Below are 22,581 nucleotides of genomic sequence, written 5' to 3'. Positions count from 1 at the left end.
TTCTTAGGCTGAGGTCCGTTTGAACCACCCCTGGCCCTTCAGCCCGGCCCACCCAATCGCGGCGGCGACAGCACGTCTTCCGCCGAAATAGTCCGCGCCTCCGAGGGCAGCATGATCGGGATGCCGTCGCGCACGGGATAAGCGAGCTTGGCAAGCCGCGAGATCAACTCGCCGCGCACCGGGTCCCAGGCCAGCGGCCCCTTGGTCAGCGGGCAGGCCAGCAGCTCCAGCAATTTTGGATCGACATTGACCGACTTGCCGTCACGCCCATCCGCAGCCATTGGATCCCCCTTCAGCCATCGGCTCAGCCCTTATTGCAGGCTGGAGCCAAAGTCCTCATTCTCGCGCGCCAGCGCCATTTCGGTGATCGCGATCAGCGTCTCCGCGCGGGCTTTCAGGTCGGGCGCCTCCAGCAGCGCCTGTTTCTCGGCCGGTCCGTAGGGCGCCATCATCGACAGCGCATTGACCAGCATGGTGTTCTCGGCGCGGCTGACGCTTTCCCAATCGGCTTCGAGATCGTTGGCCTGCAGATAAGCGCGAAACGCTTTCAACAGCGCCGGCCGGTCGACCTCGCTTGCCGCCTGGTCTTCGGCAAGATCGGTGAGGAACGGCGCCAGCTTGCATTTCCGGAAAGGCGTCTTCACCGGCAATTCGCTGGTGATGCGGAAACGGCAGACGCCCTGCAGCGAAACCAGATAGCGGCCGTCGCCGCTCTCGGCCATCGAGATGATGCGCCCGGCGCAGCCGACATTGCACAGTTCCGGCTCCCCGTCGGCGCGCAACGCGCCATTGAGGCTGGGCTGGACGATGCCGATCAGCCGCGCGCCGGCGATCGCCTCATCCACCATCTGCAGGTAGCGCGGCTCGAAGATGTTGAGCGGCATGCGCCCGCCCGGCAGCAGCAGCGCGCCGGCAAGCGGAAACACCGGAATGGTTGCCGGCAGATCCTTGCCGACCCGGTAAAATGCGTTTCCGACCTGCACCTTCACTCCTCCGACCCGCTTCGGGCGCGATGTTATCGGCCTAATCTGGCGCGGCGGCCGCCGACCGCAAGGCCCGACAGCCACGCCCCGGCAATTTGGCCGGCAAACGGCTCAGGAAAACAGCAGCGACGACAATTTGCGCCGTGCCGCCAGCGTCGCCTCGTCGGTCATGCCCCAGGCCTCGAACAGTTTCAGCAGCTGCGCCCTGGCGCCGTCCTCGTTCCACGTCCGGTCGGCTTTTATAATCGCCAGAAGATTGTCGGCCGCCGCATGGCGCTCGCCCTTGGCGTTCTGGATCATGGCGAGGTCGAAACGCGCCTGGTGGTCGCCGGGATTGGCGGCCAGTCGCTGCTCGAATTCAGCTGGATTGCCAAGTGCTGCCGCTTCCGCAGCCAGCGTCATCTTGGCACGCAGCGCGGCAAGTGCCGGCGCATTTTTCTTGGCCTCCGGCGCCGTTGCCAGCAGCGCCTCGGCGCCGTCGCTGTCGCCGGCCTCGAACAGAAGCTCGCCCAGCCCGGCAATCGCCTCGATCGTCTCCGGCGCTTGCGCCAGGATGGCGTCGTAAATGTCGGCTGCGGTCTGCGCATCGCCCGCCGCATGCGCTTCCGCCGCCGCGGCCAGTGCTTCGGCCACCGGCGGCGCACCATTGCCCTTGCCGCCGACCTTGGTGATGAACTCGGCGATCTGGCTCTCGGGGATGGCGCCCATGAAGCCGTCGACAGGCTGGCCGTCCTTGAAGGCGATGACCGCCGGGATCGATTGGATGCCGAGCTGGCCGGCGATCGAGGGATGATCGTCAATGTTCATTTTGACCAGCTTGACCTTGCCGCCGGCGGCCTTGACCGCCTTTTCCAGAAGCGGCGTGAGCTGCTTGCAGGGCCCGCACCACGGCGCCCAGAAATCGACCAGTACCGGCTGTTTGCGCGATTCCTGGATGACGTCGGCGGCGAAAGTGGCGGTCGTGGTGTCCTTGATCAGCTCGCCAGCGGCAGGTGCTGCGCCGGGTGTCGGGCCAAGTGCCGACTTGGCCGGCTCGGCGCCGCCATATTGCACGGACGTGGTGTACTGGCCAGAATTGCCGCCGAATTGGCCGCCAAACGGATTGTTGTTGTCGCTCATGTCGTCGCCCTTCCGATCGCGCCCAGCGGAGCAGCGCGACGTCCTTAACTAGAGGTCAGTTTTCGCCATCCATGTGGCGATCAAGCCGAGACTTTCAAGATAGCAGCATCATGTCCGGTTGCCTCGACGAATCTGATGAGGTCGGCGGACGCGATCGACGTCGTCGCCTCATTGGTCAGCGGATGCGCGTTGACTGTCGCATGTGCTATCAAATCCTGGTCGAGCACCACTTTGACCCGTCTTTCGGTGTCGTTGATCAGCCCGAACACGGTGACCGCGCCCGGAATGACACCGAGCAGCTCCATCAGCATCTCCGGCTTGCCGAACGACACCCGGCCGGCGGCGCCGATCATCGTGTGGATCTGCTTCAGGTCGACGACCGCCTCCTCGCCGACGCTGACCAGGAAGAAATTGTCCTTCTTGTCCTTGAGAAACAGATTTTTCGTGTGCCCGCCCGGTATCTCGCCGCGCAGCGACTGCGAATCGGCCACCGTATAGAGCGGCGGATGGCGCACGGTCGACACTGATATGCCGAGATCGGCAAGAAAGGCGAAAAGCTCGGCTTCGGTCTTCGGCATTGGTGGTCTTCCCCTGTATCGGCGCGCGGCAAAGCCGTTTACGGCCAATGATGCCGCCGAGACAAGACCGTCATGCGGGAAGTCGATGAACCACCCGCGTGGCCGACAAGGTTCCGCCAAGCGATTTGGCGCGACCAAAAAGCCCGTCATTTCCCTGTTGCAATCGCCGCGCTCTTCAGCCATATAGGCCCGGCTTGCGGCCAAAGGGCCGTGTGAGCGGGTGTAGCTCAGGGGTAGAGCACAACCTTGCCAAGGTTGGGGTCGAGCGTTCGAATCGCTTCACCCGCTCCAGTTTCCTCTAGGGGAATCACGCGATGAAGAGGCGCCTTTCGGGGCGCCTTTTGCTTTTTCCAGACCGGCGATGTAAGCGCGTTGCGGGACACTTGTTCTCCCTCAGAACCAGGCGCGGTAGTACGGCGTGGCGCATAATCCCTTGGTTTCCAGTTCGGCGAACGGCGGCAGCGCATCCGAAGCGCTTGCTTGGCTGGCGTTGCGGAACGCCGCGTCCGAATGCGGCTCAGGCTCGCGCTTGGTCGACCCGCAGCCCCTGCGCGCACTCCCGGCGGGACGCAAGTGGGCGCATGAGATTGCCAAGGTAATCTTCGATGGCCTCATGGCAGGAAGCCTGTCGGTGCCGGCACAATTGGCTGCCGGATGGGCGAGGTTCGGCAGCGCAACCACCGCGTTGATCATCGAACTCGGCAAGATCTGGGACAATCCCGCAGCAGCTCGCCGCGTCCAGTACCAGCTTGAGCAAATGCTTCTCGAAGCCGACGATCTTGCCGCGCCGCGCAGGCTGGCGCGAACGCTCGGAGTTCGCGTCGACGCTCGCAATCCGACCGCGACCGAACTGCCGGAAGGCATCGATCAGATCTATGCCCATCTGATGCTGGATGGCCGGATCGAGGCTGTCGTGCAGTTCGGTGCACTCGGGACGGTGACGAGCGATCATTGGATTGAATTGATCCTGGATGTAGTGCCTGCTGAGCGGCTTGCGGGAGGATCGCCTGCACCGCAAAAGGGCGCCGGCGCGACCACGTCAAACACGCCTGCAGCCGAGGTATCGTTTGCCATGGCGGGAAGCGAGCCCGATCAGGACAGCCACTTCGGCAAACTCGCGCAATTGGCCGCACAGGCGCATGACCTGGTTCGGTCGAGCGCTGAACCGTCAGAGCCTGTTACGCCGCGCCGCGCACGGGTCGCGGACAAGCACGACAAGGATCGCACGGCGTTCTGGAACAGCTATTTCGCGACCGAGGATCCCTGGAACTACAGCTCGCTCTATGAGCAGGAAAAATATGAGCGGCAGATCGAGATCCTGCCTGCCGGTCCCATCGGGCGGGCGCTTGAGCTGGCCTGTGCGGAGGGCCATTTCACGCGGCAGCTGGCGCCGCGCGTGGGCCATCTGACCGCAACCGACATCTCCGCCATAGCCATCGAGCGAGCCCGCGCCCGATGCAACAATCAGGCGAATGTCGAGTTCGGCGTACTCGATTTCGCTGCCGACACGCTGCCGGGTGAGATGGATCTGATCTTCTGTTCGGAGGTGCTCTACTATCTGGACGATCTCGCCGAGTTGCGGCGCATCGCCAAGAAATTTGCCGAGGCGTTGGCGCCTGGCGGTAGTTTCATCAGCGCACACGCATTCGTGCTGCGTGACAATGTCGAAAAGACGGGCTTCGACTGGAACACATTCGGTGCCCAGGCGATCTCCGAGACGCTGGCAGCGACCGAAGGCCTGGTGCTCGAGCAATCGATCCAGACCGAGCTCTACCGCATAGACCGCTTCCGCCGCCTATCGCCGGGCGATGTGGCGACGGACCCGGTGATCGATCATGTGCCGATCCGCGCGCCCATCGAAATCGGCGTCGCGCGAAATATCGTCTGGGGTGGGGCGCGAGCCTTGCGCCGCGACGTCGCACGTAACGAGCAGCGCCGGCATATCCCTGTCCTCATGTATCACGGCGTTGCCGATGAAGGTCCGGCCGCGCTCGCTCGCTTTCGGCTCACGCCCGCCGCATTCGCCAGCCAGATGGGATGGCTGCGCGCCAATGGCTTTCACGCCATTGGCTCCGAGCAGCTGGAAGCATCCATCGCCAACCGTCAGCCTTTCGTCGGCCGCCCGGTGCTCATCACTTTCGATGACGGCTTCCACAACTTCGCCGACCATGCCTGGCCGATCTTGCGCGCCAACGACCTGAACGCGGAAGTGTTCCTGGTGACGGACCTGGTGGGCGAAAGTGCAAAGTGGGACACCGACATCGGTCCGCCGACGCCGCTTATGGGCGCCGGGACGGTGCGACGCCTCGCTGCCGAAGGCGCCTTCTTCGGCAGCCACATGGCGACGCATCGCGCCATAGATGGTCTGTCGAGCGCTGACCTGGCCGCCGAGCTCCTGCGCTCTCGTCTGTTCATCGAACGCTGGACCGGCCGGCCAACCAGGGCGTTCGCGGCCCCCTTCTCCGTCACCGACCGACGGCTTGGCCGGCTGGCTAGGGAGTGCGGCTATCGAGTAGGCTTCGGCCGCAGGCACGGGCCGGCGGACCTCCATAGCGATCTCATCGACCTTCCGCGCATCGAGATTCGCGGCGACCGCTCGCTCGATGACTTTGTCGCCACTGTCGAGGCCGTGCTCGGATAAACGGTGAACTTGTCAGTTCATTATTGGGCGACTTGCGACACGGCTGACATCAGCTCCTTCGGGTTTGGGGCGCCAAACATGTATCGCCCACCCTCCGGGACCTCCGTGAAGCTCCAGCGGACGATCCCCTGCCGGTCCAGCAGGAACTGACCAACCAGTTGTCCGTGTCCCGTGGCCATCATCTGCTCGTCGGCTTCGGTCAGTTCGTAGTGGTCCTTCTTGTCGAGGATTGCGGCGGCTGTCATCGGATCCATGGGACCGGGCAATTCGCCAGGTATGTCGACCCGCATGTCCTGTGCCGCTGCCATCGCGACCTTGTACGGCCAGTTCGTCTCGTTCTCGGTGAATTCGAGATTGGGCAGTCCAAAAGCACGATGTGAAGCGCGTTCCGGGTCCGACGCCGCAAGCAGGTTCGGCATTGGATGGTAGCGGAAATAGAGCCGCGCCCGTTCGATCGGCGTGTTGACCACCGTCAGGCTCTCCACGCCCTTTTCGCGCAGCTCCGGATCGAGACGCGCCTGAGCGGCGATGTGGCGCCGGCAAAACGCACAATGCAGACCTCGAAACAGGCCGACCAGCACCGGTTTTTGCCCGCGAAAGTCGTCAAGCGCAATCTTGCCTTCCTGGGTAATGGCGTCGAGTATCAGGTTCGGCGCCCGGTCGCCCGGTTGAAGCGGTATCAATCCACTAGGCGCGGACATGTCCAACCCCCTATCCCGGCTAGTCGAGAAAAGGCAGCACCACAAGCGCTTCCGGGTCGAGCCCGTGCTGGGCGCATATACCCTGCGCCAGGGAAAAGTAGCGTTCGGCCTCGGCCAGATTGTCGAGGTCGAGATTAAGCGTTGCGAGTCCATCATAGCACGGAAACAGCAGTTGGGGCTCGCCCGTTTCGCGGGCTACCTCCAGTGCTTCGTGGAACAAGCCGATCGCCAGTTCCGGATGGCCGTTGCACTGGTGGATCTGCCCAAGCACGATCAACGGCACTGGCAGGTGCTCGCGCTGGTCGAGCGCCCGGTCAATCTCGATGGCCTTCTCGGCAGCAGGCACGCCCTCCGTTGGACAGCGATCCGTGAAAGTACAACAAGCTACCGCCAGATTGGCGAGGAGGCGCGCCTGGAAACCCAAATCGCCAATACGGCGCGCCACTTCAAGACCGCGCCGACAGACCTCCATCGCCTTCGCCGGATCGATGGTCGTGTAGAGCACCCCGAGATTGGTGTAGCCGCGGCAGGCCGCGCCCAGCAGACCGGCGGCTTCGGCCAATTCAATGCTGCGCTCAACCTCACGCACGGCTTCATGGTTTCGCCCAAGGCGAGCCAGCGCAACAGCCTTGGTATTAAGTGCCTCGGCGGTCACGAGGGTGGCATCATCGGAGACATGTTCCGTTGTCAGAGAGCGTACGCAATCCAGCGCCGCGTCTGCCCATTTTGCCGCGAGAGTGTGATCTCCGCTGCGGAACGCCTGTCGGCCACGTTCTTGCCAGAGATGCGCCTGCTCGATCGGGGCATCCGCTCCATCGAGGAGCGCTGCCGCTTCAGCGTAGCGCGATTCCGCGTCGTCCCGCTTGCCCACGTCCCAAAACAGCCGACCGATCTTGCGCAAAACGCGCGCCGCCGCGACACGATCGGCTGACTCGCGATAGGCCTGCAGCACCGCCTCGTAGTGGCGGTGTGCAATCTCGCGGCGGCCTGCCGGGCCGCTCAAATCGGCAATGCGCTCTGCAATTGCCAGTTTGAGCGGTGTTTGCCCGATCGCGCCCAACGCAGTCAGTGCTCGCTCGTAGAAACGAAGGGCGTCGTCATTGGCGTATATCATGCGAGCGCGATCTCCCGCCGCCTGCAGGTAATGCGCGCCCCTCTCCCGCTCGGCGCTCTGAGCGAAATGATGACCGAGCACGGCCAGATCCTCGAACCGTTCCGGCTTGTCGCCGCACAGTTGCTCCAGGGCGGCACCTACCCGGCGGTGGATGTCGGTCCGGCGTTGCAGGAGCAGATTCTGGTAGATCACGTCCTGCAGCAATGTTTGCGTAAAGCGGTAGCTTTGCGACGAGACCGAGCCTGATCCGGCAACTTCCTCGATGATTTCCGCATCGCAAAGCAGTTCGCAGCCCGCTTCCAGTCGGCCGGGGTCGGCTGCCACGGCTTTCAGAAGCGTGGCATCGAAGCGCGGGCCGATTACCGCGGCTTCCTGGGCCAACCGGCGCACCTCTTGCGGCAGCCGGTCGACGCGAGCAAGCAACATTGCCTGGATCGTGGCGGGGATGCCGGTTGCGACTTCGCCTGCCACGGTCCGCCATTGCTGGCCCTCGCGCACCAATACACCGCGATCGATAAGGCCGCGAACGATCTCCTCCAAGAAAAGCGGGTTGCCGCCCGCGCGCTCGAGGATCTGGTCGAGAAGCCCTCCTGCGGCGTTTACCCAGCTCTCGCCGAAAAGCGCCGCCACCAGGCGGCGTCCGTCATCGCTGTCGAGCGGCGAAAGCCTGAGCGCTGTGTGGCTGACCCGACTTGAGTCGAGTTGGTCGTTGTCCGACGCCGGACGATGCGTGACCAGCAACATCAGCCGCGTGCGTTCCAGTCTGTCCATCACGAAACGCAGTGCCTCGAGCGAGACGGAGTCGGCCCAGTGCAGGTCTTCGACGACAATCAACAGCGGCGACAACGCAAGCCGCCGTTCCATGATTGTGCGGACCGCGTAGAGAATTTGCCGCCGCAGCTGCTCGGGCTCGACATGCTGCAAGGTGGCATCGGGGTCGCCGAGGCCAAGCACATGGTAGAGCAAAGGCATCAGCCGCTTCGCCTCCTCGCCCTGCAGGCCGAGATCGGCAAGCAAGGCTGCGAGCTTGCCCCGCATTTCGTCCCCATTGTCGTTTTGCATCATCCCGGCAGCGCTGCGCACCACTGCACCCAGGGCGCCAAATGATTGTTCACCCAGCGGTGAGCACGTGGCCTGCCGCACGGCGACGTTGCGAAAACGATCCTCGTCGCCGACGCGGGCGACGAACTCCTTCACCAACCGCGACTTCCCGATACCGGCTTCGCCGACGAGGCGGACAAGCTGGGCCGAGCCGCCGCACGCCAAGTCAAGGCTCGCCAGCATTCTGTTGAGCTCCGCATCACGACCTATTATGGGCGCACTGAGGCCGAGCGCCTCGAGCCCGCGCGCTGCACGCGGCGCCGCAAGCGGTGCATCCAGTCGGTGGACGAGCACACTGCCAGCCTTGCCGCGAAAGACGACATCGCCCAGCGACTCGTACGAGAAGGCATGCCGGGTCAGCCTGTGCGTGAGTTCGCCCACCAGCACCTCACCCGGTGCAGCCAGCGATTGCAGGCGTTGCGCCGTATTCACCGTGTCGCCGGTCACCGAATAGGATTTGGCGGTGCCGATGCCCAATCCGCCAGTAACGACCGGACCCGTGTTTATGCCTATGTGGAGCAGCAGCGGCGAGCCGGAGTGGCGGGTGCTTTCACCGAGCCGCGCCGTCCGGGCGATCATGTCGAGAGCGGCTCGAAGCGCACGTTCCGGATCGTCCTCATGCGCGACCGGCGCACCGAATAAGGCGAGCAGAGCGTCGCCGATGAATTTGTCGACGAAACCACCAAAGCCTTGCACGGCCGCCGTCAATTCCTTGAACAGTTCGTTCTGCAGCGCCTGCATGACCTCGGGGTCGAGCTGCTCGCTGAGTGTCGTGAAGCCGCAGAGATCGGCGAACAGCACCGTTACCGTTCGTCGATCGGCGTCGGAGACGGAATGCGGCCCCTCTTCGCTTTCGATGTTCGGCGATGGAGCTCGAGAGGGCTGCGCAATGGTGCGGCTTGGTGTCGGAGCAGGCCGTTCGGCAGCTTTTGCGGACGCACCGACGCTTGCCCCACATTTAGGACAGAACTCGAAATCAGGTGCGCAGGCGTAGCCGCAACTGGCGCATGGCACGGGCTGGCGGCGGCCACACTTCGGACAGAAGGCGTAACCGCCCTCGATCTCGAAACCGCAGCCCGAGCAGTTCATGGACACCTCACCAGAGCATGATGCCGAAGAGTGTGAAGCGGTTTTCGGACGACATCATGCTCTATCTCTTTGACCTTGGGCCATGACGCGTGATCTCGCCACGCTCGTCACGGCCGGGGTATTCACAAGGATGAACCGATAGTCGTCAACCGGCAAGCGGCAGCGCAAATGGGCATCGGTCTGGGTTCGGCGGTGGAGCACTGCCGATACGGGCGGCCGCGTGGCCGTGATTTGCGAAAATTCCCTCGTCCCGCCGTCTTCCTGCTATGATGGAGACGAGGAGGCGACCCATGAGCGAGAACCGTAAGCTGGCCGCAATCCTGGCTGCAGATGTGGTCGGATACAGCCGGCTCGCGAGCGCGGACGAAGATCGTACCTTGGCGCGGTTGCGGGCACTGCGCAGCGACCTGATCGATCCGATCATTGCAGTGCACCACGGGCGGGTTATCAAGCGTACCGGAGATGGGGCACTGGTTGAGTTTCGCAGTGTGGTCGATGCCGTGCGCTGCGCCGTTGAGATTCAAAACGGTATGGTTGAGCGCAATGCCGGCGTACCGCAGGAGCGCCGCATCGAGTTCAGGATAGGCATCCATCTGGGCGACGTGGTCGAAGAGAGCGATGGCGACCTGATGGGTGACGGCGTCAACATCGCCTCGCGTCTGGAGGGCGTTGCGGCGCCCGGCGCCATCTGCCTGTCCGAGGATGCCTATCGCCAGGTCAAGGCCAGGCTTGACCTCTCGGTCAGCGATCTCGGCAGCACACAGCTCAAGAACATCGCCGAGCCGATCCGAGTGTATTCGCTGCAAGTCGGCGCCGGGGCCAAGGTGGCCGCGACCTCGCAAACCCCGACGAGCCCTCCGGCTGCGGCAGCGCCGCCGAAACTGTCGATCGCCGTGCTGCCGTTCGCCAATATGAGCGGTGATGCCGAACAGGACTACTTCGCCGACGGCATCTCCGAAGACATCATCACGGCGCTGTCCAAACTGTCACAGCTCTTCGTCATCGCTCGCAATTCGTCGTTCATCTTCAAGGGCCAGAACGTCCATGTGCAGGATGTCGGCACGAAGCTCGGCGTGCGCTATGTCCTTGAAGGAAGCGTACGCAAGTCGGGGAACAAGGTACGCATCACCGCGCAGCTCATCGATGCAATCTCAGACGGCCATCTTTGGGCGGAGCGGTTCGATCGCGATCTGACCGACATATTCGCCGTGCAGGATGACGTGACGCAGCACATCGTCGGTGCGCTGGCGCTCAATCTGACCGAGGATGACCGTCTGCGGCTGGCGCCCGAACACCAGCGCAACCCGGAGGCGTATGACTGTTTCCTGCGGGGCCGAGAGCTGTGGCACCGGCTGACGAAGGACACGAACGTCGCGGCCCGCGAGCTCTTGCAGCGGGCCATCGAACTGGACCCGAAATTTGCCTCTGCCCACGCTTTCCTAGCCCTCACGTACGGGCTCGACTACCTCAACAGGTGGGGTGCGTCGGACTCGATGGCGCAAGCGGAAGAGGCAGCAACGCGAGCGGTAACGCTGGATGACAGCGATCCCTGGGCGCACTGGGCGCTGGCATCGGCCAAGCTTTACACACGACGGCACGATGAGGCCATCGGCGAGGTCGAGCGCGCGATAGCCCTCAATCCGAACTTCGCCGAAGCGCACGTCGCCCGCGGCGAGGCGCTGTATTATTCGGGTAGACCCGCGGAGGCGCTAGAGAGTTTCGCCCGGGGAAAGACCTTGAATCCATACTTCCCGGATGTGCTTCTGCACTTCCAGGCTTTGGCATCGTTTCAACTGGGAAGGTACGAAGAGGCGGTCGACCTCTTGCTGCAACGGCTGGCTCGCAACGCTGTCACCGACCTCTCGCGCGCGCTTCTGGCCGCCACCTACGGCCATCTGGGCCGTCTGGAGGAGGCCCATACGGCATGGCAGGACCTGCTTCGCGTCAATCCCGCCTATTCGCTGGAACACCGTCGCAAGGTCTTGCCTTACAAGAACCCTGCCGATTTCGAACTGATGGTAGAGGGGCTCCGCAAGGCCGGTGTGGTGCAATGACGGGCTAAAGCCCGGCCGGGTCAGAGGCCTGAGGCCCGGCCGATCTTGCGCCATCGGGCGTTTTCGCGGACCGGTTTCAGGTCATCGGTCGTCTCGGCAAATGTCCGCAACCGGTATTGCCGCAGCAGGTCCGGGAAGAGCGCTCCTTCCGGCAGGCCGGCAAGCTGCTCGCGGACCGAGATCTTTTCATCGATGACCCGCATGCCCCAGGCATTTTCCCGAACCTGCAGCTCGGCGGCCAGATCGCGCTCTTCTGGCGCGTTTTCATCAAGCGCAGCCAGCAGGATCGAGTGGAAAAGCGCGACATAGCCAATCTGTCTCAGGCCGCCCACAACCCGCACGCGCGGCAATATGGCAAGGGCGAGGAACATCAGGAACAAGTCCGGCAAAAGCATGCCGTCGAGCAGTGCCTGCTGGAGATGCGGCCGCTCGAACGGGATGGAAAGACCATGCGGCCTGTCAGGCTCGATCAGCCGCCCGTTCTCGAGGACGAGCTTGCGCACGCGCTGCTCGCGGATGCCCCAGAAATAGGCCGTGGCATTGGGCAGGAACCTGCCAAATGGGCCCGATGCGGCTTCTTGCAAGGCATGGTCGAGACGCCGGCGCCTTGGGGGCTCGAGGAGCAGCCTGGAAAGAAGACTGCCTTCATCTTCCAGATGCCGCGCCACGACAGTCGCGGCCAGCCTATCATCGACGAAAACCGGCCGGGCCATGCCGGAACGATCCCAATCGGCGACCAGATCCTCGTTGAGTTCTGTCAGCGCATCGGCGGCTGTTGCAAATACCTTGCCCTGGCTGGCAAGCAGCGTGCCCAGCCAGCTTCTGGCATCCGTCTCATTGCCCACCGTTTCGAGCGCGCGCCCGTTGAGGGTAACGGGACCGGCCGCGCAGGCGCTTTTGCGGCACAGTTTGTGGCGCCCCATGCCAAACAAATTGACCTTGTCGTCGCCGACATCGAGCCATCCCGGCCCCTCCCGGCCGGTTGTCTCCATGGTCATCGTCGTTCCCATGAAGCCGAAAAAAGCCGACAGCCCGTTTTCGACCGCGCCGAGCCAGGCAAGCAGCAGGGCATCGAAGGTGATGCGATCCATCAGAAGCAGGCAGTGCAGGCCGGACTGGATAACCGGTCTGTGGTCGAATTCGTCGAGGGCCTTGTCGATCGCTTCGGGCTGCATGATCGCACCGAGGCGCTGCTGCAGGACGTCGCGCAGGATCGAGCGGGCAGCGATCGACGGGGCCGATCCAGGCCTTGCCACCGGCCGCCACAGATGGCGGGCATAATCGGAAACCGGTGCATTCCAGTTCTGCTCGATGTCACGCACGACCTCCGGGCAGAGCAGCGACAGCACGGCCAAAATGTCCACCGGAGGGGCAAGGGCAGGGACGGTGGTCATCAGAACCGCAGCCGGGCCATGCTCAGGAGGTCGTGGTACTGCCCGTCGGTAAAACCGGCCTTCACATGCCGTCCCTCGACCTCGAAGCCGTGGCTTGTGTAGAGACGGATGGCCGGTTCGTTGTCGGCATAGACAGTCAACTCGACCCGCTTCAGGGCGCGCCAGTTGTCGGCCACGTCAAGCAGCGCGCCAAGGATGGCAGAGCCGATGCCTCTGCCGACAAAGCCATCGTCAAGGCCGATATTGATCTCGCCTATATGCGAGCGGCGCGGCGAACCCTGCGCGACCAGGCTGCCATGGCCGACAACCTTGCCGTCCAGCTCCGCAACGATCCAGGTGGTTTCCGGGCCGGACTTGGCGATGCGCCGCTCCACCTGCTCCACCATCTCGAACGGCATCCTGAGCGTGCCCCAGCGGAACCCCGGCATATTGAAGATAGCGCACAGCGCCTCGGCATCGCTTGGCCGGACGGCCCGGAGCTGCGGCTGGATTTTCTCGGATAAGGAGGTCGTGCTGGTCATGGCTTTTCCGCCTAACGCAATTTCAGGAAAAGTGTGAGCGGTTTTCCGTCCGGAATTGCGTCAGAACAAAGCGACAGAGGCAATATGCCCGGCACGATGCACCGGACGTCACCTGAAAATCCAGCCGTCTCTGCGACCTATGCCGATTGCGCGGCAAAATGCCGGGGGCGGCGCAGAGTTTGAGGATACCGCTGATGCCGATCCAGCCGAAAAGGGCGAGCCAGCACAATGTCCCGGCCGCCGTCCAGTCGATCCGGTGCACGGCAGCGTCGGTGATGAAGAGGCCAAGAACAGCAAGCAGGCCAACCAGAAACTGCGCCAGGCCGAGCACCAGCAATTCCTCACGCGGTGCACTTCTCCAGACGAGATAGGTGCCGCCGGCGCCGGCGAGGAAGATGGCGCTGTAGACCTGGGCGTGGAAGGCATCGATCGGCCATGGCCAGAAACCACCGAATGTCAGGGGAAACAGCAACAGGCCGACGCCGTAGGCCCCGAGGATCGTCATTTCCACCGGTAGGTAGGCGCGCCATGCGGGGTTCAAGATCACGCCTTTTGCAGAAGGGCGGGCCCTTGCCCGCCACAGGAACAGCCCGGATACCGCGGCTGACGCAAGATAGACCAGAAACCAGAGCCAGGGGCTTTGCGCTCGAAGTTGAAATAGCCAAGGTTGATGAACGAAGCCGCCGACACGATGACGGTGAAGATGAAGGCCATGACCAGCACAAGCCTGCCGGGCGACCAGCGATTCCAGACCAGCAGCGCCGCCATCACTGCCATTTCGGCGGTGTAGAAGCCGCCGAGGAAGCGGGCATTGAACGGCGTGACGGCCCAGGGCCAGCGCGGCTTGACCAGCGCGGGCGCGAAAAACAGGCCGGCCCCGACGATCAGGACGATGATGACCCCCGCCGAGAAAAGGCGCAGGGCCGCCGGAAATGGCGGGTTGTCGCGTGTCGGCATGGAGAAAACCCCAGAGATGAATGCCCCATGGGCTATCATAGTTTGGAATTCAACAAATGGAAATTGACCTGTCACCAGGCTTGTCCATTCGAATGGCCGTACGGTCCGTTTCGCAGTATGATGGAGCGTTCGGGTCGAAGATCGGTTCGGCCAACACGCCTAGAGCCGGATGATTTCAGGTCTGTCCGACCTGAAATCTGAATCCGCCTCTAAATCAGGAAATAGAGCATGATGTCGTCCGAAAACCGCTTCGCACTTTTCGGCATCATGCTCTAGCGGCGCAATTTCCGGAGCCTGCACGATGACCGAAGCTCAGGATCTGTTCTCGCTTCTGCGGCAATCGACCGATGTCGATCCGCAGGCAATCGACGCAATCCGGCAAACCATCGCCGAGGGCAAGGACCGCGAACTTTGCCGCATCAATGCGCTGGCCTTCGCCAGCAAGCGTGGCCTCGACGAGGAACGCACCATAAGCGCCTTTCTCCATGCGGCGCGGGTGGGCATCTTCGACATTTCCTGGAATGTTCTGTGCCCGGCTGTGGCGGCGTGCTCGACACCAACGCCACGCTGAAAACCATGCAGAAGGACGAATACACCTGCGCGCTGTGCTCCCAGGGCTATTCGCCGACCCTCGACGAGATGGTCGAGGTGACATTCACCGTCAGTCCCCGCGTGCGCAGGATTGCCGCCCACAATCCACACGAACTGCCGTTGGTGGAATATTACCGCCAGATCTACTGGGCGTCCGGGGCCGATCTGCCGGACGAGGATCTGGCGGAAAAGATGGAAGCGTTCTCGCTGGAAGATATCGAGCTTGCGCCCGGTGAAAAGGCGGTTCTGCACATCCAGCTTCCGCCTCAATTCATCATCATCTTCGAGCCGGTCACGCATTCGGCCCAGTTCATCGACGCGAAGGGCGAACCGGCAAAAGAGCGGCGAAACCTCTCTCTGGCCTTCGACCGCGACCATGTCCAGAGCCAGACGCTGGAGATGCAACCCGGCCCATTGCGCATTTCGCTGGAAAACAGGACCGACACGCGCGTGCTGCCGACGGTCTTCATCGCCTGCCCGGTATTGCATGATTTCCTGGGCAAGCGCCGGCCCTTCGTGACCGCCAAGCGCCTGCTCACCAACCAGACGTTCCGGGATCTCTATCGCACGGATACGCTCGATATCAACCAGCGCCTGAAGATCACCAGCCTGACCTTCCTGTTCACCGATCTGCGCGGATCGACCGAGCTTTACGAGCGGGTGGGCGATCTTTCAGCCTTCGATCTCGTGCGCGAGCATTTCCAGGTTCTGCACGAGATCGTCGCGGCGGAGGCAGGCGCGGTTGTGAAGACGATCGGCGATGCGGTGATGGCGACCTTCGCGACGCCTGACCGTGCGATTGCCGCGGCGCTGCGGATGCGCGACGCCATGCGGGCGCTCAATGACAAAAGCGGGCGCGAGGACCTTCTGCTCAAGATCGGTGTTCATGCCGGCCCGTGCATAGCCGTGTCCATGAACGAGCGGCAGGATTATTTCGGCCAGACGGTCAACATTGCTTCGCGGGTCCAAAACCTTGCCAACGCACAGGCGATCTTCGCCACGCGTGCGGTGGTTGACGACAATCTCACCGCCGATCTGTTGCACAGGAACGCGCTGACGCCCGTGCCGCACGAGGTCTCGCTGCGCGGCATCGAGCGGGAGATAGCGGTCTATACGATCCCCTGAAGAGTTCTCTACCGCTCACACGCGCTTGCAGAGGAAATAACGGTCGGCGGGCTCCGAAGTGGGCGCCGGGAGGTGTTGCAGCAGCGGGTGATCGAGCGGCGTGCCACTGACCGCGAAGCCGCCGACGCGAAGCAGGCTCGCAATCAGATCGGGAAGCCAGGTAGCGGTCACCGCATCGCGATCGTCATAGCCGGTGCCAATGTCGGCATGAACAAGGGCGGCTTCGATGCCAATGAACTTGCGGCCCGTCTCGCGTATTTCGCCGAGCACGAGGTTTTCAGCTTCGGGAATTGAGCTAGTGTGCGCGCCAACTTCGCGGTCGAACACCACGATCCGGCGCCCGGGCAGAAGCTCGCGCAGATGGTGGAATGTCCGGCCATTGCCGAGGCCGAGCTCAAGCACAAGCCCCTCCATCTTCGCCACCTCGGGGCAGATTCGATTGAGAATGTCGCGCTGCGCGGTCATCCTGCTGATGAAATTATCGAGGCGACTCATATGCGATTGTGTGTCCTGAACCAGCAGCCCCGATCGAGGCTTGCTGCATATAAAGGCGAACGACGAACCCTGCAATAACGCAACCGGCCGCCGACAAGCGTCATACCGGGTGGAGTGTTCGGCAGGCCGCGCGGTGGAACAGCGATATCACTTGTAGGGGTCTGCGGCGTCCCGCAAGCCGTCGCCGAGGAAGTTGAACGCCATGATAACGAGGATGACCGGCAGCATCGGCAAAAGCAGCCATGGATAGAACGCGATCACGCTGACGCTGCGCGCCTCGGTGAGCAGGATGCCCCAGCTGGTGATCGGCGCCCTCAGGCCGAGCCCGAGGAAGCTCAGCGCCGTTTCGCCCAGGATCATGCCAGGGATGGAGAGCGTCGCCGTCGCGATCAGATGCGACATGAAGCCGGGAATGAGATGCCGCCTGATGATGCGGCTGCTTCCGGCGCCCATCAACTGCGCCGCCAGAACGTAATCCTCCTCGCGCAAGGCCAGAAGCTTTGAACGCACGGCCCGCGCCAGTCCGGTCCAGTCGAGCAGCCCGAGGATGACGGTGATGCCGAAATAGATCAGGATCGGACTCCACGTTATCGGCATGATCGCCGCCAGGGCCAGCCATAGCGGAATGCTGGGAATCGATTGCAGGACTTCGATTATCCGTTGGACGATCAGGTCGAAGATACCGCCGTGATAGCCGGCCAGCCCGCCGATGACGATGCCGAGCAGGAAGCTGAAACTGATGCCGACGAGGCCGATAGTCAGTGAAATGCGTGCGCCATAGATCATGCGTGAGAGCACGTCGCGCCCCAGCCTGTCGGTGCCGGCCAGAAACAGCTGCCCGTTTTCGGCAGGACAGACAAAATGCCTGTCACCTTCGATCAGGCCCAGAACCGATAAGTGTCGCCCTTGCAGAAGAAACGGAGCCGCTGAACATCGTCGTGCTTTTCGATGTAGTTCCGCTTGAGCGTGTCCATATCCAGCGTCATCTGGCGGCCATAGACGAACGGCCCGACGAACTCGCCATTGTGGAACAGGTGCACGTGCTGCGGCGGCGCATAGATGTAGTCCATGTTGCGCGAGTGCAGATTGTAGGGCGCCAGGAACTCGCAGATCAGTATCCCTAAATACAGCACTGCCAGGAATATGCCGGATATAAGCGCAAGCCGGTGTTTGCGGAATTTCCACCACATCAGCCGCAACTGCGATGCCTGAAAGACCTTCGATTGCTCCGGCGTCATCGCCTCGACCGACTGCAGGTCGAAGGGCGCGCCGGAAATGTAGTGTTGCAGTGGAGCACCCGGAGCGGGCAGCGGCGAGTCCTGCTTCATTTGGTGCTGCCACCCTGCAAACGAATTCGTGGATCAAGCAGCGCCAGCGCCAGGTCGGAAATCAGCACGCCGATAACCGTCAGGAAGGCAAGGAACATCAGGAATGACCCTGCCAGATACATATCCTGGCTTTGCAGCGCCTTGATCAGCATCGGCCCGGTCGTTTCCAAAGACAAAACGATAGCCGTGATCTCAGCGCCGGAGATGATGGCCGGCAGGATCGAGCCGATGTCGGAAATGAAGAAATTGAGTGCCATGCGCAGCGGATATTTGACCAGCGCCTTGAACGGATGAAGGCCTTTGGCGCGCGCCGTCACGACATATTGCTTGTGCAGTTCGTCGAGCAGATTGGCGCGCAGCCGCCGGATCATGCTCGCCGTGCCGCCGGTGCCGATGATCAGGACCGGGATCCAGAGATGGGCGAGGATCGACTTCGCCTTGGCCCAGCTCATCGGCTCGCCGAGATATTGCTGGTCCATGAGATGGCCGATGGAGGTGCCGAACCAGATGTTGGCGAAATACATCAGGATCAGCGCCAGCATGAAATTCGGAATGGCAAGGCCGAGAAGGCCGAAGAAAGTCAGGCCGTAGTCGCCCCAACTGTATTGATGCGTGGCGGAGTACATGCCGATCGGAAAGGCGATGAGCCAGGTGAAGATGATCGTGACGAAGGAAACCAGCACGGTCAGCCACATTCGGTCGCCGACGACGTCGCGAACCGGCAGCTCATATTCGAAGGAATAGCCGAAATCGCCGTGCAGCATCCCGCCCACCCAGTAGAAGTAGCGAATGACCGGCGGCTGGTCGAAACCATATTCCTTGCGCATCATCTGGATGCGGTCGGAATCCACCGCTTCGCCCTGGGCCCGAAGCTCGGCGACATAGCTGTCGAAATAGTCGCCCGGTGGAAGTTCGATGATGGTGAACACCAGCGCCGATATGACCAGCAGCGTTGGAACCATCACAGCGATGCGCCAGACAAGATATCGAAGCACGCTCAGGAGCCTCCAAGCCAGAATGTGTCCGGCATGTAGACACCGAAATAGGAGGTCGGGTCGTAGCCGTAGAGTGCTTTGTCAGGCAGGTTGCGCAGCCGCGAGGATACCAGAATCGGCTGAAGTGTTTCGTTCACCGTACCGATAGAGAACACCTGATCGGTGTAGATCGACAGCATCGAGTTCCAGATTTCGGCGCGCTCGCTGGATTGGGTCGATCCGTTCCAGCGCTTGAGCAAAGCCATCAACTCGACCACTTCAGGAACATCGGGCGCCTCACCCATCTTGCCATGCGACAGATAGTAAGCGCCCCAGAGCGGCCATTGCAGCTGGTCGTCGATGGTGGGGGCCAACTGGTATGGATTCATGTCGGCGGTCGGCACGCCATTGTCGATGCCCGACGACATCGACATCAGGATCTGGCCGCCCAGCGCGCGGCTGCGGAAGATGTCGCGCTGCGAAGTCCGGATGAACAAAGCGATGCCGATCTTGCGCCAGTGATCAGTGATGAGTTCGAGCGCATCAGTTTCCAGCGTGCTTTCGCCGGCCGTTTCCACGATGATCTGCGCCGGGCGTCCATCGGGAAGTAGCCGCAGGCCGTCATCGTCACGGGCCTGAAGGCCGACCTCGTCAAGCAGGGCATTGGCCTGGTCGGGATCGTGGGCGACCCAGGCTTTCGCGAATTCCGGCCGGTAGAGCGGGCTCTCCGGCAAGACCGTGTCGGCGCTTTCCTGCGCCAATCCGTAGAACACGGCCATGTTGATCTCGCGCCGGTCCACAGCGAGCGAAAGGGCGCGGCGCACGCGCACGTCACGCAAAAGGCCACGCCACACCGGGTCGGCACAATTCAGATTGGGCATCAGCGCCAGGCGCGAACCCTGTGTGCGTTTCCACAGATGCATCTTCACCGGGTAGCGCTTCTCCGCGTCCTTCAGGAAGGAGTAATCGCTGAAGTCGATTCCCATGCATTGCAGGTCGCTCTCGCCCGCACCGGTCTTGGCGGAGATGATCGCCGACGAGCTGACATTCATGATGATCCGGTCGACATAGGGCAGTTGCCGGCCGTTCTCGTCTGTTCGATGAAAGAACGGGTTGCGCTCGAAGATGAACTGCTCGGCCGGCGGCTTGGTCCGGTTCTGCCAGGGGTCGAGTGTCGGCAGATCCGGGTTCTCCGGGCGATACTGCCGCGACATGCGGATGTGCAGGAGCGTCCATTTTGCGGTCCGGTTCTCCTTCATCAGGCCGGCGAGCCGGAATGGATCCTGATATTTCTTGTGGAACTGCTTGAGATAGGCGGCCGGCAAAACAAGCGGTGTCGGCGAAGCAGCGGCAAGCTTGGGCAGGAAGTCGGGATTGGGCGCATCCCAACTGTAGCGCACCGTCAACGGATCGACGATCTCGAAACGTGGCGGCTTGCCGTCCGCCAGCAGGGCAGGGGCGAGCCCGCCCTGCGAAAGCTCATCGTTCAGCCACACATCTTCCCAGCAATAACGAAAATCCTCCGGCGTCAGCAGGCTGCCGTCTGACCATTTATGGCCTTCCCGAATCTTGAACGTGAAGACGCGATCATCCTTTACGTCGAAGCTTTCGAGAATGTCGGCTTGAAAGTTAAGCTTTTCGTCATAGCCGACCAGCCGGGAATACCCGTAGATCGTCATCATCCGGATATCTTTCTGGCTGCCGATGATCGTACGCAGCGTGCCGCCATACTGGCCGGGCTGCCGGCCCATCGCGGCGAGGTTCAACGCGCGCGGGCTTTTGGGCAGGCGCTCCGCGAGTGGCGGCAGAGCCCTGGCTTTCAGCTGCGGCTGAAGAAAATCCGGCTCCAGATCGCCGGCGCGCGCCGTGCCCGGCAGAAATGCCGAAGCCATGAGACCAAGGACAGTGCGGCGGCTGATCAATGGCGTAACTCGCTGACATCGGCCGAACGTCGGGCCAGCACGAGATGGCCGCCGCCGAGATCGAGCGGCGACAGCATATCCTCTTCGCCCTCGTCGCGGAATTGCGGGCCCCATGCGCTGGTGTCGGAAGCGCCGCCGAGCTTCAGCGTCTTGAAATCCATCGGCCGGTCGAGATCGGGGAAGGGGACTGCGGCGAGCAGTGAGCGCGTGTAGGGGTGGATCGGTTTCCTGAGCAGAATTTCGCGCGGTGCAAGCTCGACGATACGCCCGCCGCACATCACCGCGATGCGGTCCGCCATGTAGTCCACCACCGCCAGATTGTGGGATATGAACAGGTAGGTCAGGCCCAGTTCCTTCTGCAGGTCCTTCAGAAGGTTCAGGATCTGCGCCTGCACGGAGACATCGAGCGCCGAAACCGGCTCGTCGCAGATCAGCAGTTCAGGCCCCAGCGCCAACGCGCGCGCGATGCCGATACGCTGACGCTGCCCGCCGGAGAAGCTGTGGGGATAACGCTGGATGAAGCGCGGATCGAGCCCGATTGCCTGCATCAGGCTCTTGACCGTGGCTAGCCGGGACGCGGCATTGCCACGTTGATGGATTTCCAGCGGCTCGCTCAAGATGTTTTCCACGGTCATGCGAGGCGAAAGCGACGAGACCGGATCCTGGAAAACCATCTGGAGTTTCGCCCGCAGCAAGCGCAGGGCGTCTCCCTCGGCTTCCAGGACGTCGATCGGTCCGTCGCGGCCGTTGAAGATCACGGAGCCGCCGGTAGGGGTGACGGCCCGCATCAGGATCTTGCTGACGGTGGTTTTGCCGCAGCCGCTTTCGCCAACCAGGCCCAGGCACTCACCTCGCCTGATGTCGAAGCTGACGCCGTCCACGGCGCGAACAGAGGTCTGATGGCTCCCGCTGAACCATCCGGAGTTGCGGATGGTGTAGACCTTTTTCAGATCCCTGACCGACAGCAGAATGTCGTCCGGCCCCTTCGCTTCCGGCGCCGTCTGCTTGCCCAGCAGGGTCCCGACATTCACCGGCACCTCGCGGAGCGCCTTCAGCCTTTCGCCAGGCTTCAGGTCGAAATGCGGGACGGCTGCCATGAGGCCCTTCAGGTAAGGGTGGCCTGGCCGGCGGAATATTGCCTCCACAGGGCCCGCTTCCATGATCTCGCCATGGTACATGACCACCACCTCGTCGGCGACATTGGCAACCACCCCGAGGTCGTGCGTGATCAGCAGCATTGCCATGTTGAGCTTGGTCTGAAGCCCGCGCAGCAATTGCAGGATTTGCGCCTGGATGGTGACGTCCAACGCCGTCGTCGGCTCATCGGCGATCAACAGAGCGGGCCGGCAGATAAGCGCCATGGCGATCATGGCGCGTTGCCGCAATCCTCCCGAAAGTTCGAACGGATACATGTCGTAGGCGCGCTTGGGATTGGGGAACCCGACGAGGCCGAGCATTTCCTCGGTCCGTGCCTTGCGCTCCGTCCGATCCATGTGCGTATGAATCTGCAGGGATTCGCTGACCTGGTTGCCGATCGTGTGCAGCGGCGACAGCGATGTCATCGGCTCCTGAAAGATCTTGCCGATGCGGCTGCCTCTCAACGCCCGGATTTCGGGTCCGTCGCGCGGCATCTGCAGGATATCCTGCGTCGTGCCGGGCTTTTTGGGATCGGAAAACAGGATACGGCCGCGAACATGGGCCGTGTTCGGCAAGATGCCCATCACGGCCTGGCTGAGAACCGATTTTCCGGAACCGGACTCACCGACAAGTGCGGTGACCTTGCCGGGCAGGACGCGAAGATTTGCCCGCCTGACGGCATGCAACGGTCCCCCGACAATGGCAAAAGAGATGCCAACATCCTCGATCCGCAGCAGATCAACGCCTGCATCCATTC

At 62.5% G+C, this 22,581-nt stretch carries 16 protein-coding genes, 1 tRNA gene and 2 pseudogenes; 4 read left to right on the top strand and 15 right to left on the bottom strand.

Translation table 11 applies throughout. The features are described from left to right. Window positions 1–38 precede the first annotated feature (38 nt). The 4 genes from NKL06_RS17245 to NKL06_RS17230 all read right to left on the bottom strand — a co-directional run bounded on the left by NKL06_RS17245 (window position 39) and on the right by NKL06_RS17230 (window position 2,680). On the bottom strand, window positions 39–281 hold the full coding sequence (locus NKL06_RS17245; RefSeq protein ID WP_023672122.1) for a Trm112 family protein: 243 nt from the start codon (window positions 279–281) through the stop codon (window positions 39–41). Window positions 282–311: 30 nt separating this feature from the next. After that, window positions 312–983, bottom strand: a complete 672-nt coding sequence (locus NKL06_RS17240) for an LON peptidase substrate-binding domain-containing protein (protein ID WP_023672123.1) — start codon at window positions 981–983, stop codon at window positions 312–314. A gap of 111 nt (window positions 984–1,094) precedes the next feature. Continuing rightward, entirely contained in the window at window positions 1,095–2,102 is a 1,008-nt protein-coding gene (gene trxA / locus NKL06_RS17235) for a thioredoxin (RefSeq protein WP_023672124.1), read from the bottom strand. An 80-nt stretch (window positions 2,103–2,182) separates the two neighbouring features. Continuing rightward, window positions 2,183–2,680 carry a prolyl-tRNA synthetase associated domain-containing protein gene (locus NKL06_RS17230; protein WP_023672125.1) on the bottom strand — a complete coding sequence of 166 codons (498 nt, stop codon included), beginning with the start codon at window positions 2,678–2,680 and terminating at the stop codon, window positions 2,183–2,185. Window positions 2,681–2,896: 216 nt separating this feature from the next. Between NKL06_RS17230 and NKL06_RS17225 the strand changes: the two genes are divergently transcribed. After that, a tRNA-Gly gene (locus tag NKL06_RS17225) sits at window positions 2,897–2,971 on the top strand. A 322-nt stretch (window positions 2,972–3,293) separates the two neighbouring features. Continuing rightward, on the top strand, window positions 3,294–5,321 hold the full coding sequence (locus NKL06_RS17220) for an SAM-dependent methyltransferase (protein ID WP_352580645.1): 2,028 nt from the start codon (window positions 3,294–3,296) through the stop codon (window positions 5,319–5,321). A gap of 20 nt (window positions 5,322–5,341) precedes the next feature. On the opposite strand, the gene NKL06_RS17215 is transcribed toward NKL06_RS17220, so the two are convergent. Continuing rightward, the gene (locus tag NKL06_RS17215) at window positions 5,342–6,022 is read right to left on the bottom strand and encodes a redoxin domain-containing protein (protein ID WP_023672127.1); all 681 of its coding nucleotides are present in this window, start codon (window positions 6,020–6,022) and stop codon (window positions 5,342–5,344) included. A 19-nt stretch (window positions 6,023–6,041) separates the two neighbouring features. Then, window positions 6,042–9,326, bottom strand: coding sequence for an adenylate/guanylate cyclase domain-containing protein (locus tag NKL06_RS17210; protein WP_023672128.1), 3,285 nt, complete (start codon window positions 9,324–9,326; stop codon window positions 6,042–6,044). Window positions 9,327–9,616: 290 nt separating this feature from the next. Here NKL06_RS17210 and NKL06_RS17205 point away from each other — a divergent pair, with 290 nt between their 5' ends. Further along, complete coding sequence (locus tag NKL06_RS17205) at window positions 9,617–11,380, top strand: adenylate/guanylate cyclase domain-containing protein (RefSeq protein WP_023692887.1); 1,764 nt, start codon at window positions 9,617–9,619, stop codon at window positions 11,378–11,380. A 20-nt stretch (window positions 11,381–11,400) separates the two neighbouring features. Here NKL06_RS17205 and NKL06_RS17200 read toward each other — a convergent pair whose 3' ends face one another. Genes NKL06_RS17200 through NKL06_RS17185 form a run of 4 tightly spaced genes read right to left on the bottom strand, consistent with a single transcriptional unit; the run spans window position 11,401 to window position 14,327 of the window. Further along, window positions 11,401–12,774 carry a hypothetical protein gene (locus NKL06_RS17200; RefSeq protein ID WP_031198638.1) on the bottom strand — a complete coding sequence of 458 codons (1,374 nt, stop codon included), beginning with the start codon at window positions 12,772–12,774 and terminating at the stop codon, window positions 11,401–11,403. After that, window positions 12,774–13,295 carry a GNAT family N-acetyltransferase gene (locus NKL06_RS17195; protein WP_023685080.1) on the bottom strand — a complete coding sequence of 174 codons (522 nt, stop codon included), beginning with the start codon at window positions 13,293–13,295 and terminating at the stop codon, window positions 12,774–12,776. Before NKL06_RS17195 ends, NKL06_RS17200 begins: the two co-directional genes overlap by 1 nt. A gap of 22 nt (window positions 13,296–13,317) precedes the next feature. Next, complete coding sequence (locus NKL06_RS17190; protein WP_352580643.1) at window positions 13,318–13,836, bottom strand: hypothetical protein; 519 nt, start codon at window positions 13,834–13,836, stop codon at window positions 13,318–13,320. 2 nt (window positions 13,837–13,838) lie between these two features. Further along, window positions 13,839–14,327, bottom strand: a complete 489-nt coding sequence (locus NKL06_RS17185; RefSeq protein WP_352580642.1) for a hypothetical protein — start codon at window positions 14,325–14,327, stop codon at window positions 13,839–13,841. Window positions 14,328–14,553: 226 nt separating this feature from the next. Here NKL06_RS17185 and NKL06_RS17180 point away from each other — a divergent pair. Further along, window positions 14,554–15,968, top strand: a pseudogene (locus tag NKL06_RS17180) (adenylate/guanylate cyclase domain-containing protein). 15 nt (window positions 15,969–15,983) lie between these two features. Here NKL06_RS17180 and NKL06_RS17175 read toward each other — a convergent pair. The 5 genes and pseudogenes from NKL06_RS17175 to NKL06_RS17155 all read right to left on the bottom strand — a co-directional run bounded on the left by NKL06_RS17175 (window position 15,984) and on the right by NKL06_RS17155 (window position 22,579). After that, the gene (locus NKL06_RS17175) at window positions 15,984–16,463 is read right to left on the bottom strand and encodes a class I SAM-dependent methyltransferase (protein WP_023672134.1); all 480 of its coding nucleotides are present in this window, start codon (window positions 16,461–16,463) and stop codon (window positions 15,984–15,986) included. Window positions 16,464–16,610: 147 nt separating this feature from the next. After that, window positions 16,611–17,791 (bottom strand): annotated as a pseudogene (locus NKL06_RS17170) (ABC transporter permease). Further along, window positions 17,788–18,786: an ABC transporter permease gene (locus NKL06_RS17165; protein ID WP_023672136.1), complete on the bottom strand. Its 999-nt coding sequence runs from the start codon at window positions 18,784–18,786 to the stop codon at window positions 17,788–17,790. Before NKL06_RS17165 ends, NKL06_RS17170 begins: the two are co-directional and overlap by 4 nt. Before the next feature lie 2 nt (window positions 18,787–18,788). Beyond that, complete coding sequence (locus NKL06_RS17160) at window positions 18,789–20,687, bottom strand: ABC transporter substrate-binding protein (protein ID WP_023692891.1); 1,899 nt, start codon at window positions 20,685–20,687, stop codon at window positions 18,789–18,791. Beyond that, window positions 20,684–22,579 (bottom strand): ABC transporter ATP-binding protein, encoded by a 1,896-nt coding sequence (locus NKL06_RS17155; RefSeq protein ID WP_023672138.1) that lies wholly within the window; start codon window positions 22,577–22,579, stop codon window positions 20,684–20,686. Before NKL06_RS17155 ends, NKL06_RS17160 begins: the two co-directional genes overlap by 4 nt. Window positions 22,580–22,581 lie beyond the last annotated feature (2 nt).

It is taken from the genome of Mesorhizobium sp. C268A (assembly GCF_040324475.1).
Taxonomy (GTDB): domain Bacteria; phylum Pseudomonadota; class Alphaproteobacteria; order Rhizobiales; family Rhizobiaceae; genus Mesorhizobium.
The sequence above is the reverse complement of the archived record's forward strand: the minus strand, read 5'-3'. Positions and strand labels throughout refer to the sequence as shown.

Bases quoted from the DNA above. Each gene is read 5' to 3' on its own strand.
- NKL06_RS17245 (WP_023672122.1), bottom strand. From the start codon at position 281: ATGGCTGCGGATGGGCGTGACGGCAAGTCGGTCAATGTCGATCCAAAA.
- NKL06_RS17195 (WP_023685080.1), bottom strand. From the start codon at position 13,295: ATGACCAGCACGACCTCCTTATCCGAGAAAATCCAGCCGCAGCTCCGG.
- NKL06_RS17175 (WP_023672134.1), bottom strand. From the start codon at position 16,463: ATGAGTCGCCTCGATAATTTCATCAGCAGGATGACCGCGCAGCGCGAC.
- NKL06_RS17200 (WP_031198638.1), bottom strand. From the start codon at position 12,774: ATGACCACCGTCCCTGCCCTTGCCCCTCCGGTGGACATTTTGGCCGTG.
- NKL06_RS17155 (WP_023672138.1), bottom strand. From the start codon at position 22,579: ATGGATGCAGGCGTTGATCTGCTGCGGATCGAGGATGTTGGCATCTCT.
- NKL06_RS17210 (WP_023672128.1), bottom strand. From the start codon at position 9,326: ATGAACTGCTCGGGCTGCGGTTTCGAGATCGAGGGCGGTTACGCCTTC.
- NKL06_RS17230 (WP_023672125.1), bottom strand. From the start codon at position 2,680: ATGCCGAAGACCGAAGCCGAGCTTTTCGCCTTTCTTGCCGATCTCGGC.
- NKL06_RS17220 (WP_352580645.1), top strand. From the start codon at position 3,294: ATGGCAGGAAGCCTGTCGGTGCCGGCACAATTGGCTGCCGGATGGGCG.
- NKL06_RS17205 (WP_023692887.1), top strand. From the start codon at position 9,617: ATGAGCGAGAACCGTAAGCTGGCCGCAATCCTGGCTGCAGATGTGGTC.
- NKL06_RS17215 (WP_023672127.1), bottom strand. From the start codon at position 6,022: ATGTCCGCGCCTAGTGGATTGATACCGCTTCAACCGGGCGACCGGGCG.
- trxA (WP_023672124.1), bottom strand. From the start codon at position 2,102: ATGAGCGACAACAACAATCCGTTTGGCGGCCAATTCGGCGGCAATTCT.